At 71.6% G+C, this 13,298-nt stretch carries 6 protein-coding genes; 2 read left to right on the top strand and 4 right to left on the bottom strand.

Translation table 11 applies throughout. From position 1 onward, the window contains the following. The 3 genes from ACFU9E_RS34145 to ACFU9E_RS34135 form a co-directional block, all read right to left on the bottom strand. Positions 1-2,716, bottom strand: a 2,716-nt coding sequence (locus ACFU9E_RS34145) for an AMP-binding protein (protein WP_380715629.1), incomplete at its 3' end; no start/stop codon positions are given. A 795-nt stretch (positions 2,717-3,511) separates the two neighbouring features. Beyond that, a complete protein-coding gene (locus tag ACFU9E_RS34140) occupies positions 3,512-4,702 on the bottom strand; it encodes a serine hydrolase domain-containing protein (RefSeq protein WP_380688620.1) in 1,191 nt (396 codons plus the stop codon). Between the two features lie 383 nt (positions 4,703-5,085). Next, positions 5,086-5,601 (bottom strand): hypothetical protein, encoded by a 516-nt coding sequence (locus ACFU9E_RS34135; protein WP_380687768.1) that lies wholly within the window; start codon positions 5,599-5,601, stop codon positions 5,086-5,088. Between the two features lie 380 nt (positions 5,602-5,981). On the opposite strand from ACFU9E_RS34135, the gene ACFU9E_RS34130 reads away from it, so the two are divergent. Further along, positions 5,982-11,345, top strand: a complete 5,364-nt coding sequence (locus ACFU9E_RS34130) for a hypothetical protein (RefSeq protein WP_380687766.1) — start codon at positions 5,982-5,984, stop codon at positions 11,343-11,345. A gap of 153 nt (positions 11,346-11,498) precedes the next feature. Next, positions 11,499-11,954: a universal stress protein gene (locus ACFU9E_RS34125; RefSeq protein ID WP_380715627.1), complete on the top strand. Its 456-nt coding sequence runs from the start codon at positions 11,499-11,501 to the stop codon at positions 11,952-11,954. 43 nt (positions 11,955-11,997) lie between these two features. Here the strand turns inward: ACFU9E_RS34125 and ACFU9E_RS34120 are convergent, their stop codons facing one another. Then, on the bottom strand, positions 11,998-13,053 hold the full coding sequence (locus ACFU9E_RS34120) for a lactonase family protein (protein ID WP_380690338.1): 1,056 nt from the start codon (positions 13,051-13,053) through the stop codon (positions 11,998-12,000). Positions 13,054-13,298 lie beyond the last annotated feature (245 nt).

The raw sequence follows: 13,298 nt of genomic DNA, 5'->3' as shown, positions 1-13,298 counted from the left end.
GCAGGGCCACCAGGGAGGAGGAGCAGGCGGTGTCCACCACCATGCTCGGGCCCTCCAGGCCCAGCACGTAGGAGAGCCGGTTGGCGCCGAAGTTCGCCGAACTGCCGGTTGCCGAGTAGGCGTCGATCAGCGACACGTCCCCGGCGCCCAGACGCTGGAAGTCGCTGCCGCCCATGCCGACGAACACACCGGTGCGGCTGCCGCGCAGCGAGTCGGGTGCCACCCCGGCGTGCTCCAGCGCCTCCCAGGCCACCTCCAGCACCAGTCGGTGCTGCGGGTCGATGCCCATCGCCTCACGCGGCGGGATGCCGAACAGGCCGGCGTCGAAGCCCCGCACACCGTCGACGAATCCGCCGTGGCGCACGTACATGCGTCCCGGTGCGCCGGCCTCCTCGTCGAAGAACTCCTCGACGTCCCAGCGGTCCTCGGGGATCGCGGTGATCCCCGAGCCCCCGCGGGCCAGGAAGTCCCAGAAGCCGTCCGCGCCCGTCACTCCGCCCGGGAACCGGCACCCCACCCCGATCACCGCGATCGCGTCCTCGGCCCCGCCCCGGACCGTCGGCGCCGTCCGCGCCGGGTCCTGGGCCAGGTCCTGGGCGGGATCCTGGTCCGGAGACAACAGGGCGTTCGCCGCCCGCAGTTCCTCGGCCAGTGCGCGGGCCGCGGCGGCCGGCGTGGGGTGCTCCCAGACGAGCGTGTCGGGCACGTGGTGCCCGAGCCACTCGGAGAGCGTGCCGGCCAGCGAGACCGCCTGGATCGAGTCGATCCCGTACGAGGTGAACGGCTCGTCGGCGGCCACCTCGTGCAGGTCGAGCCGGGCGCCGGCGGCGATCAGTCCCCTGAGGCGGTCCTCGATCTCGGCGGCGGTCCTGGTCCGCGCGGCGGCCGTCGCGCGGCCGTCGGCCGGTTGCCCGACCGGGGCCGGAGTCGCGGCCGGGTTCGGAGTCGGGGCCGGGATCGCGGCCGCTTCCTGGACCGCGGCGGCGGGGGCCGGGCGGGCGGCCGCCGGACGGACCACGGGCAGCGAACCCTCCAGGTACTGGGCCTTGCACGCCCGGCGCTGGACCTTGCCGCTGGAGGTGGTGGGGATCTTGCGGGCGGGTACCAGCACCACGTCGTGCACCTGCAGTTGGTGCACCTCGGAGATCCGCCGGCGGATCGTCGTGGTGAGCCCGCTCGCCAGCTCGGCGCTCACCCTCCCGCGCGGCAGTTCCTGGACGACGACCAGCACGTCCTCGCCGTCCGCCTCGACCGTGAAGGCCGCGGCCCGGACCGCCCCGAGCGAAGGATCGCTGTCGGTGCAGGTCGCCTCGACGTCCTGCGGATAGACGTTGCGCCCACGGAAGATCATCAGATCGGTGGCCCGGCCGGTGACGAACAGTTCGCCGTCCATCAGCACCCCGAGGTCGCCGGTGCGCAGGTACGGACCCTCGCCGTTCGCCAGCCGGAGGCCGAAGGTCTCCGCCGTCGCCTCCGGCGCCTCGAAGTAGCCGGCCGCGACGCTCTCCCCGCGGACCCAGATCTCCCCGACCTCGCCCGGCGGCAGCACCTCGCCCCGTTCCCGGGCCACGATCGCCACCTCGGTGTCCGACGCGACTTCGCCCGAACTCGCCAGCGACTGAACCGAGTTCAGGTCATGAGGTGGCCTGATCCGGCCCTGCTCCAGCTCCGGCTTCGAGACGTGGCGCACCAGCGGATCGCCCTGCGGCCGCGCGCCCGAGACCAGCAGGGTGCTCTCCGCCAGCCCGTAGCACGGGTAGAAGCTGGTCCGGCGGAATCCGCAGCGCTCGAAGGCCGCCGCGAAGCGGTCCAGCACCTCCGGCTGGACCGGTTCGGCCCCGTTCAGCGCCGAGACCCAACTCGACAGGTCCAGGCGGTCCTTGACCTCGTCCGTCACCCGCTCGACGCACATCCGGTAGGCGAAGTTCGGCGCCGGGCTGACGGTGCCGCGGTAGCGGCTGATGGCCTCCAGCCACACCGCCGGTTCCCGGACGAAGGACACCGGGGCCATCAGGGTGACGGTGTAGCCGGTGTGGAGCGGGCAGATGATGCCGCCGATCAGCCCCATGTCGTGGTACGGCGGGAGCCAGCTCACGGACTGGCTCTCGACGGTGAGCCCGAAGGCCTCCTGCGCGGCCCGGGCGTTGGCGATCAGGTTCCGGTGGGTGACGATCACCCCCTTCGGGGTGGCGGTCGAACCCGAGGTGTACTGCAGGAACGCGGTGTCCTCACCGGTGAGCGGCGGAGCGCTCCAGTCGTCCTCCCGGCCGTCCAGCACCCGGTCGTCGGCGGGCAGCCAACGGGCCCGCGACAGCGGGGACACGAGGCCGTCGCCGGCCGTGCCGTCGCCGATCGCCGGGGCGGTGTCCGCCAGGCCGGAGGACTCGTCCGTGAGAACGATCCGTGCACCCGAGTTGAGGGCGATCGCCTGTACCCGACCGACGTGCTTGGCCGTCCCCGGCGGATAGGCCGGCACCGGGACGAATCCGCCGTAGAGGCAGCCGAAGAAGTAGGCCACGTAGTCCAGCCCGGGCGGGCAGAGCATCAGGACCCGGTCTCCCGGGGTGCCCTCCGCCCGCAGGGTGACGGCAACGGCTCGTGCCCAGGCGTCCAGCCGGCTCCAGGTCAGCAGCGATTCCTCCGGCTGCCCGGTGCCCGAGAAACTCAGGAACCGGTATCCGACCTGGTCGGGCTGGTGCTCGGCTCGGTACCGCAAGAGTTCGACAAGCGTCCTGGCCGCTGATTTTGGGCGCGTCGACATCGGCTCTCCCCCCATGCGCAAATGAATGTTGGTGATTCCGGACGGTTCGCCGCAGGAGACCGTTCCCGGTCCCCCCGAAATGGGCCGGGCGCTGCAGCGTGCAGTTCTGGACAGCATGACGACGGCCCCGCATGCGGGAGCCGGTGAATCAAAGCAGGAAGAAGGGTCTTGAAATCCCGAAAGCGCCTTTGCGTGCAATCGGCCAGGGAAAGTTGCTGGCGGAAACAGAAGTAGCAAAAAGGAAACCCGGAGCAAGTGCTGCCCACAGGCCGCGGTACGTATCTTCACCCCGTTGTACCGGAACCAGGACGCGGCCAGGCTATGAGCAGCACTTGCGGCCTGTCAAGAAATTGACATCGAGCCGACAGCTTGTATGACATGACGTCAACTAGCGCGTTCAGGAACCTACTTCATGACACATGAAAGACGGTAAACATGCGGTAAGCGGCTGGTTGACGAGGTTGTTGACGAGGTCGTCGACGCGGCGGTCGCGGCGAATCGAATGGGCCGGCGAACGCCTTCTGTCCCGGCCGGGCACGGGATACGCTCGTGCCCGAGGGTGTTCGGCCTTGTCATCGGCCCGCGCCGACGGCAAGGCCGGACACCGCGCGTGCACCGCTATTCTGTCGTGTCCATGGCATTAAATGGGGGATCGATGAAACGGCTTCCGGTGAAGCGGCTTCCGGCCCGGCGCTCCCGTGCGACTTGAGCGAATTCCCGGCGGCCCGGGAATCTGGGCGCTCCGGGAATCTAGGCGGCCCGGCCGGTGCAGGCCGCGGCGGTCACCAGGGCGGTGAAGGCGGCCGCGGAGGCGTCCGGTCCACCGGAGTCGTACGGGTTGCGGGAGAGCACGACCTGGCGCTTCCCGGTGTCATCGCTGAGCATGACGCTGCTGTAGCCGATGCTGTCGCCGCGGTGGCCCCAGAAGTCTCCGCACGGAGTGGGTGTGCGCTCCAGGCCGAGGCCGTAGTCGGCGCCGAGGCCGAGGCCCGTGGTCCGCTTCATCTCGGCGAGCTCGGCGGGTCCGAGCAGCCGGCCCCCGAGCAGGGCGGCCATGAAGGTGGCGAGGTCGGCGGTGGTGGAGATGCCGGCGCCGGACGGGCCGGCGATGCTCGGGTTGAACAGCGTGATGTCCACCGGGCCGTCGGGCAGACCGGCGTAGCCGTGGGTGTGGCGGCCGGGCACGGTGGGGTCGTTCTCCGGCATCGTGGTCTCGCGCAGGCCGAGCGGCCGGATGATCCGGCGGTCCACCTCCTGCTGCCAACTGCGGCCGGTGGTCTGCTCGATGAGCATGCCGAGCAGGATGTAGTCGGTGTTGGAGTAGTGCCAGTCCTGCCCCGGCGGGAAGTACGCCGGGTGGGACTCGGCGACGGCGACGAGCTCCGCCGGCGTCCACGACTTCCAGCGGTCGGTGCTGAGCCACGTCCGGAAGGAGGCCTCGTCCTCGTAGGCGAAGGCCGGATCCGAGGTGTAGTTGAAGATGCCGCCGGTGTGGTTGAGCAGTTGGCGGAGGCTGATCGCGGCTCCGTTGTGCACGACGCCGGGCAGGTGCTTCTCCACCGGGTCGTCCAGGCCGATCCGGTGCTCCGCGACCAGCTGGAGGACGACCGTCGCCACGAAGGTCTTGGTGGCGCTGCCGATCCGGAAGCGGTCGCGGGCCGAGGCGGGCTCGCCGGTGGTGAGGTCGCCGGTTCCGGCCGCGCCCCTCCAGAGGGTCCGGCCGCTCTCGCTCACCCGGCCGAGCGCGGCGGTGGCACCGCCCGGCGCCACCACCGCCTGCAGGCCGGCGTCCAGCGCCGCCCGGTCGACCCGCCGTTCCGCGTCCGTCACCGGGCCGGCGGTGCCCTGCGCCTGCGCCGCCGGGACCATGCCGATCACCAGGCCCGCCCCCGCCAGCGCGACCGCCGCCAGGCGGACGGCTCCGTTCCTTGACGTCCCCACTGCGCCAACCTCCCCTTGGCCGGGCGGAAGGTGTCTCCAACTACCGCCATTTGTCCGGTGGTTGAAACTCTCTCAGCGTCCGGATGACAGTTCGTCAGACCGGGGTCCGACCTCTTCTCCCCATCAAGTCGCACGGCTTCGGCCGGGCGGCTACGCCTTGGGGAGGGGTCGGCCCCCGACGGTTCCCCGGGGTGGTGCCCCGATCCCCTAGGGGATGCCCGCCTCCGGGATCGGGGGCGGCCGTCTCCCTCACTGGTATCCGGCTGCAGCGCGAGCGGTCGCGTCCGTCGGCCTGGGTGCACGTGGGGCCCGGCCCGTGCGGAATGGCCGGAGGCGGTTCACTCGTGGAGAGTGAACCGCCTCCGGCCGTTCCCGTGGCGCGGTCAGCGCACCCAGCCGGTCACGCTCTGGCCGACGGTCTGGACCTTCCCCGTCGGACGCGGCCGCGCGCCGGTTTCCACCGCACCCGCCACCGCCCGCACCAGCCAGGCGTTGACCGAGAGCCCCTCGCGGCCCGCCGCCTCCTCGGCGCGCGCCTTGAGGTGGGCCGGCAGCCGCAGGTTGACGCGGGCGGTGGCGCCCTCCTCGCCGTCGGCGGGCACCGGCGCCGTGAACGGTTCGACCGGTGCGGCAGGCTCCGCGGGCCCGGCGGCGGCCGGCGGGAGGGTCACCACGAAGTCGGGGTCCAGCCCGCGCAGCCGTACGTCGACCGAGCCCGGGGCGAGCTCGCGGGTGATCTCGTCCGACGCGGCGGAGAGCACGTTGAGCATGGTCAGCCGGGCCGCCGCCTCCAGCGGTGCGGTGAGCCGCTCGGCCAGCGCGCGCGCATCCTCCCCGCCGGCCTCGGCGGCCACCGCGAGTTCGCGACGCAGATTCTCGACATACGGAGTGAGGTCCATGGCGTCATAGTGGCACCATCGTGGCGCCATGTGCAAGCCGGATGGCGTCGCCGCCGCCGGACATTCGGCATGCGGAGATCCGGTCACGCGCGGTGACAGTTGCTCAGTCTGGCCATCTTTCCGTCAAGTCCTGGCATCCGTCTGAGTGCTCCTGGGTGGCCGCAGAGTGAACCTGGCCTTTGTCATACAAATCGGACGTCTCGTCAGAACATCATCAAATCGAACTGTGCTCTCTGGCTTCCCTTCCCCGCCATCCCCCGAACATGAGCGCAGGGTCGAAAGGACCTCTGATGACGCGTTGTCCGCCCACACCCCCGGCCCCGGGTTCCAGACCTGACGGACGCTCCGCCCACCGACCACCGGGCCGGCTCGTCACCCTGGTGGCGGCCTTCGCCGCCGCCGTCGCGTCGCTGACCACCCCGGCCCTCGCCGTCGGCCACGCCGCCGCGGTGACCGACCGGCCCGCCGCGGCGCACCCGTCGGACCGTCAGGGAGACCGGCAGGGCCGTCAGCTGCCGGTGACCCTGGAGAAGACCGGCACCGACCTCACCACCGGCAGCACGACCACCACCACCCACGGCGACGTCATCCGCTGGGTCGTCTCCGCCACCAACCCGGACAACGTGCCGGTCTCCACCACCGTCACCGACCCCATCCAGGGCGGCCCGGGAAGCGCCCCGGAGTCCCAGATCTACGTGCCCGACACGCTCCAGGCGCCGCCGGGCTTCACCAGGCAGTGGTCCACCGACGGCGGCGCCACCTTCTCCACCACCGACCAGGGCCCGGCCACCAACGTCGTCCAGGCGACCAACCCGAGGCTCTCCGCACCGGCCACCGGCGAGGTGGTCCCGATCCCGGCGCCCCTCACCCCGGTCAACACGGCCACCGGCGGCGACGGCTTCACGCCCATCCTCTACACCGCCACCATCAACGGCGTCGCCACGCCCGAGGCCTGGAACATCTACCACCACGGGTTCGCGAGCCCGGCCAGCGTCGTCTGCACCGACCTGTCGACCAGCGGCCCCTGCCCGACCCCGAGCGGCGCGCCCGCCAGCTGGCCCCAGCCGCTGAACTCCTCGGTGCCCAACGGCACTACCGGGGACCTCGGCAGCACCCGGACCCCGACCTACGTGCAGTCCGGCTCCAAGCTGTACTACGCCGCCGTCAGCCGGGTCACCCCCGCGCTCATCGGCATCGGCTGCATCGACCTCCAGGCCCAGGCCAGCTGCGGCTTCACCCCGCTCCAGGAGGGCCTCGGCACGGTCATCGGCGGTGTGGTCGAGGTCCCCGGCGGGTTCGACTACGTCGTCTCCGGCACCGGCGAGATCCTCTGCTACGACCGCGCCGCCAACGCCCCCTGCGGCACCTTCGAGATCGGTCTGCCCCCGAACGAGGGCCAGGGCGGCTTCCCCGGTGACTACGTCGGCACGATGACGGTCATCAACGGCAAGGTCTACGTGACCGACAACCAGCGGGCTCCGCTGCCGTCGTTGATGGGCTGCTTCGACCCGGCGACCGGCCTCGCCTGCGCCGGCTGGACCGTCCCCAAGATCGTGGTCACCCCCCTCGGCGTCGACCCCGCCCGGGTCGACAACGTCTTCGCGATCTACAACTCCTCGGGCACGGCCATCGGCGTCTGCACCGTGGTGGGCGGCGTCGAAGGGCGGGTCACCCCGCCGGTCGGCACCGTCGTCTGCTTCGACTTCGCGGGCGACCCGATCGCCGCGCCCCCCGGCCTGCAGGCCCTGGTCAGCACCAACGTCGCCCCCGGCGAAGCCAACTACCAGGTCCCGCTGACCATTACCGCCCCCAACGGGCACCTGGAGACCGAGTTCCCGTTCTGGATCTACCAGGGCAACACTCCGACCCTGAACAGCTCCGAGTTCTGCTACGACTGGAACACCCAGGCCCCCTGCTCCCAGTACGGCACCAACGGCGTCGTCAACGGCCCGCCCAACGTCAACGGCGGCAACACCAGCCCGTACGGCTTCGCCTACGACGGCCAGTGCAAGTACAGCCTCGGCGACGTCGGCGTCCTGTTCTCCATCGACCCGATCACCGGTGCCTCGCCCTGCCTCAAGACCAAGGCGCAGAGCACCATCAACCCGTCGGCGTACTACTGCGACGGGGCTACCGGGCACGTGAGGTCCTACGGGACGGTCAGTCTCTTCAACATCGATCCGACGACCGTCGACTTCGCCAACTCCACGGTGACCGTGCTGTCCGCCGGCGGCACCCCGATCGGCACGTTCCCGTTCGACCCGGCCACGGGCACGGCGGACATCTCCTCCGTCCCGATCGCCGACCAACCGATCCAGGTGATCGGCAACATCGACCTCGTCAACGGCTCGTCCTTCACCCCGGGCAACCAGCCGGTGATGCAGGTGACCTTCGTCGGCGACGCCCCGCAGATCTGCTACGAGACCAAGGTGACCCCGGACTGCTCCGTCACCTCGATCTCCAACGAGGCCTACGCCGTCACCAATGGCGGGATCCCCGTCACCTCCAACATCGTCACCTTCGAGGTGACCCCGGGCCCGGAGTGCGCCCCGAAGCTGGAGATCAACAAGGAGATCTGCACCTCGGCGAACGCCGCCGACTGCGTGAGTGGTGGCCCGGGTCCATGGGCGAAGAACGCGACGCTCGTACCCGGCGGTACCGCCTACTGGCGGATCACGGTGACCAACACCAGTGCGGTCCCGATCACCGGGATCACCCTGACGGACAGCGTCTCGCCGTCCTGCGTGACCGCCGCGGGGACGTTCGATCTCGCGGTGGGGGCGTCCCATCAGGTGTTCTGCGACCTGCCGAACATCACCCAGCACACGGTGAACCTCGTGACGGCCTCCTTCCCCGGTCCGGGTGGGGAGATCATCACCACGCCTCCGTCCGAGGCGACGGCGGACGTGCAGTCGCTGGAGATCAACAAGGAGGTCTGCACCTCGACGAACGCCGCTGACTGTGTCGAGGGTGGTGCGGGTCCGTGGGCGAAGGGCACCACGGTCGTGGCCGGGAGCACCGCGTACTGGCGGATCACGGTGACCAACACCGGGACCGTTCCGGTGAACGGGATCACGCTGGCGGACAGTGTCTCGCCGTCGTGTGTGACCGCTGCGGGGACCTTCGATCTCGCGGCGGGCGCTTCTCACCAGGTGTTCTGTGATCTGACGAATGTCACGCAGCACACCATCAACACGGTCACGGCATCGTTCCCCGGTCCTGCCGGGGAGGTGATCACGACGCCGCCGTCGGAGGCGACGGTGGAGGTGACGCCGCCTCCGCTGCCGGAGCTGACCATCAACAAGGAGGTCTGCACCTCGACGAACGCGGCTGACTGTGTCGAGGGTGGTGCGGGTCCGTGGGCGAAGAGCACCACGATCCCGTCCGGGAGCACGGCGTACTGGCGGATCACCGTGACCAACATCGGGACGATTCCGGTCACCGGGATCACCCTGACGGACAGCGTCTCGCCGTCGTGCGTGACGGCCGCCGGCACGTTCGACCTCGCGGTCGGTGCGTCGCGTCAGGTGTTCTGTGACCTGGCGAACGTCACCCAGCACACGGTGAACACGGTGACGGCGACCGCTCCGAGTCCGGACGGTCCGATCACGACCCTGCCGTCGGAGGCGACGGTGGATGTGCCGGCGGTTGTTCCGTCGGTGAGCATCAACAAGGAGGTCTGCACCTCGACGAACGTCGCTGACTGTGTCGAGGGTGGTGCGGGTCCGTGGGCGAAGGCCGCCACGATCCCGTCCGGGAGCACGGCGTACTGGCGGATCACGGTGACGAACACGGGCACGGTCCCGGTCACGGGGATCACGCTGACGGACAGTGTTTCGCCGTCGTGTGTGACGGCTGCGGGGACGTTCGATCTCGCGGTGGGCGCTTCTCACCAGGTGTTCTGTGATCTGGCGAATGTCACGCAGCACACGGTGAACACGGTGACGGCCACCTTCCCGGGTCCGGAGGGTCCGATCACGACGCCGCCGTCGGAGGCGACGGTCGATGTGCCGGCGGTTGTTCCGTCGGTGAGCATCAACAAGGAGGTCTGCACCTCGACCAACGCGGCCGACTGCGCCGAGGGTGGTCCGGGTCCGTGGGCGAAGAGCACCACGGTTCCTTCCGGCAACACGGCGTACTGGCGGATCACGGTGACGAACACGGGCACGGTCCCGGTCACGGGGATCACGCTGGCGGACAGTGTTTCGCCGTCCTGTGTGAGCGCTGCGGGGACGTTCGACCTGGCTGTCGGTGGGTCGCGTCAGGTGTTCTGCAGCCTGGCGAACGTCACGCAGCACACTGTCAACACGGTGACCGCCTCGTTCCCCGGTCCCGACGGGGAGACGATCACGACGCCGCCGTCCGAGGCGACCGTCGACGTGACGCCGCCGGTTGTTCCGTCGGTGAGCATCAACAAGGAGGTCTGCACCTCGACCAACGCGGCCGACTGCGCCGAGGGTGGTCCGGGTCCGTGGGCGAAGAGCACCACGATCCCGTCCGGGAACACCGCGTACTGGCGGATCACCGTGACGAACACGGGCACGGTCCCGGTCACCGGGATCACGCTGACGGACAGCGTCTCGCCGTCCTGCGTGACCGCCGCCGGGTCGTTCAATCTCGCGGTGGGCGCTTCTCACCAGGTGTTCTGTGACCTGGCGAACGTCACGCAGCACACTGTCAACACGGTGACCGCCTCGTTCCCCGGCCCCGATGGGGAGACGATCACGACGCCGCCGTCCGAGGCGACCGTCGACGTGACGCCGCCGGTTGTTCCGTCGGTGAGCATCAACAAGGAGGTCTGCACCTCGACGAACGCCGCTGACTGCGCCGAGGGTGGTCCGGGTCCGTGGGCGAAGAGCACCACGGTTCCGTCCGGCAACACGGCGTACTGGCGGATCACGGTGACGAACACGGGCACGGTCCCGGTCACGGGGATCACGCTGACGGACAGTGTCTCGCCGTCGTGCGTGACGGCTGCCGGGTCGTTCGACCTGGCTGTCGGTGGGTCGCGTCAGGTGTTCTGCAGCCTGGCGAACGTCACCCAGCACACCGTCAACACCGTGACGGCCACCTTCCCCGGCCCGAACGGCCCGATCACCACGCCGCCGTCCGACGCGACCGTCGACGTGACGACGCCGGGTACCCCGTCGATGACCATCAACAAGGAGGTCTGCCTCCCCGAGAAGGACCGCGACTGCGGCCAGGGTGGTTCCGGGCCGTGGGGCAAGGAGGCGACCCTGCACAAGGGCGATGCCTCCGAGGACCCCTGCCTCCCGGACCAGTGCGTGGCGCACTGGCGGATCACGGTGACCAACACCGGCCCGACGGACATCACCGGCATCACGCTGAGTGACCCGCAGGAAGTCTCCTGCGAGACGGCGGCCGGGACGTTCAACCTGGCTCCGGGCCAGACCGTGATGTTCTACTGCTCCAGCCTGATCACCGAGGACTTCACCAACACGGTGAGTGCGTCGGGCTTCGGTCCGGACGGCAGGCCGGTCAGCAGCGGGCAGTCGTCCGCGCTCGCCCGGTGCCTGCCGCCGTGCCCCGAGGAGGACCACGGCCATGACGACGACCACGGCCACGGCCACGGTCACGGCTACTTCGACGAGGGCTGGCGGCCGGAGGGCCTGAGCGGTGCCTGGCAGCCGGACAGCAGCCTGACCGTGCCGTCGTACGGCCTGGACCGCGACGCGGCGGAGGCGTTCGGCGTCATGCTGCCGGTGCTCGACTGGATGGGCTGACCGAGCCCGTAACCGAATGACGGGTGGCCCCGGGAACGGAGACGTTCCCGGGGCCACCCGCCGTTCGCGGCGACCCCCGTCCGGCCCTGCCGGACTGCGCGGGGCGGGGGGTCGGCGCGAGGGTGGGGGAGGGCGTCGAGCCGAGGAGGAGGCATGGCGGAGCAGCGTGAGGAGACCGGCCGCATCGTGGTCGGGGTGGACGGGTCGGAGCCGTCGAAGCATGCGCTGCGCTGGGCGGTGCGGCAGGCGGAGCTGACCGGAGGCGTGGTGGAGGCGGTGATCGCCTGGGAGTACCCGACGTTCCACGGCGCGCGCGGCTGGTTCCCGCCGGGGAGCACCGACGAGGCGGAACTGGAGGGCAAGGCGCGCCGGGAGGCCGCGACGGCCGTGGCGGCCGCGGTCGGCCCGCAGCCGCCGGCGGAGGTGCGGATCGTGGCGCGCTACGGCTCCCCGGCCGGCGCGCTGATCGAGGCGTCCCGGGGCGCGTCCCTGCTGGTGGTGGGCAGCCGGGGGCTCGGCGGCTTCTCGGGGATGCTGCTGGGCTCGGTGGCCCAGCACTGCACCCGGCACGCCACCTGCCCGGTCCTGGTGTACCGCGACGGCGGCTGACGGCCTCCCGTGGGCGGAGCCGTCAGCCGCCGCCCGGCAGCGGTCAGCCTCGGCCGAACACGACGGTGGACGCCGCGGGCACGGCCAGCGAGCCCGCGCGGCGGGGCAGGCCCGTCGCGGCGTCGACGTCGAACCAGGTGACGTCCCCCGAGCGCTCGTTCGCCGCGTAGAGGCGGCGGCCCGCGGGGTCGAGGACCAGGTCGCGCGGCCACGCGCCGCCGCACGGCACCGACGCCACCGGCCGCGCCCCCTCGCCGTCCGCGTCGAGCGCCAGCACGGAGATGGTGTCGCTGCCGCGCACCGCCACCCACAGGTAGCGGCCGTCGCGGGAGACCACCGGGGCCGAGGGCAGCACCGGGACCTCGGGGGCGGCGGGGAACAGCGGGGCCTCGCCGACCGGTTCGAGCACCCCGGTGGCCGCGTCCCAGCGGCACACGGTCACGGCGGGGCGCAGCTCGCCGAGCACGTACGCGTGGCGTCCGGAGGGGTGGAAGGCGAGGTGGCGCGGGCCGGTGCCGGGCGGCAGGACGGTCTGCCCGTGCAGGGTCAGCCCACCGGTCGCCGGGTCCAGGGCGCAGATCCGCACCGCGTCGGTGCCGAGGTCGACGCTCAGCACCCAGCGGCCGGACGGGTCGGGGAGCACCTGGTGGGCGTGCGGGCCGCGCTGGCGCTCGGGGTGCGGCCCGGCGCCCTCGTTGCGCAGCACGGTGCTCGGGGCCTGCGGAGCGCCGTCGGCGGCGAGCGGCAGCGCGGTGACGCTGCCGGAGTCGTAGTTGGCGGTCAGCAGGTGGCCCTGGGCGAGGGCGAGGTGGGTGGGCCCGTCCCCGTGCACCGGTACGGGTGCGCCGAGCGGGCGGGGGAGCGGACCGGAGAGGTCGTAGGCGGCGACCGCTCCCGGCGCCGTCTCCGAGACGGCGTAGAGCACCGGGCCGCCCTCCGTGTGCCCGACGGCGAGGTAGGACGGGTCCGGGACGGCGCCGACGGCGCCGGTCGCGGTCAGCGCCCCGGTGTGCGGGTCCACCGCCGCCACGACGATCCCGGGTCCGCCCGCCGAGGTGAACGACCCGATGTAGACCGGCTCCGCGCCCCTGTCCTCCACAGCACCCTCCGTCGTCCCTGCTCCGCCGTCTGCCGCGAGCGCTCCGACGCTAGCAGCCGGCCCCGCCGCGCCGGGAGGCGGCGGAAGGGCCGTCCCGGGCGGCCCGTGGATTTCACCGGAACGCCCCGCCGCCGCGGCGGCCGGGTCGCGCTCCGGGACGGTTGCGGCGACGGTGGGAGGAGCAGCCCGGACGGGGCCGGCCGGCCCCGTCCGGCGGGGGAGGGGCGAGGTCCGACCGCACCACC

The organism is Kitasatospora sp. NPDC057595 (assembly GCF_042800875.1).
Classification (GTDB): Bacteria; Actinomycetota; Actinomycetes; order Streptomycetales; family Streptomycetaceae; genus Kitasatospora.
Note: the sequence above shows the minus strand (reverse complement) of the source record. Positions and strands in the feature narration are given on the sequence as shown.

Excerpts from the sequence above, each read along its gene's own strand:
- ACFU9E_RS34135 (WP_380687768.1), bottom strand. The coding sequence starts at position 5,601 with ATGGACCTCACTCCGTATGTCGAGAATCTGCGTCGCGAACTCGCGGTG.
- ACFU9E_RS34125 (WP_380715627.1), top strand. The coding sequence starts at position 11,499 with ATGGCGGAGCAGCGTGAGGAGACCGGCCGCATCGTGGTCGGGGTGGAC.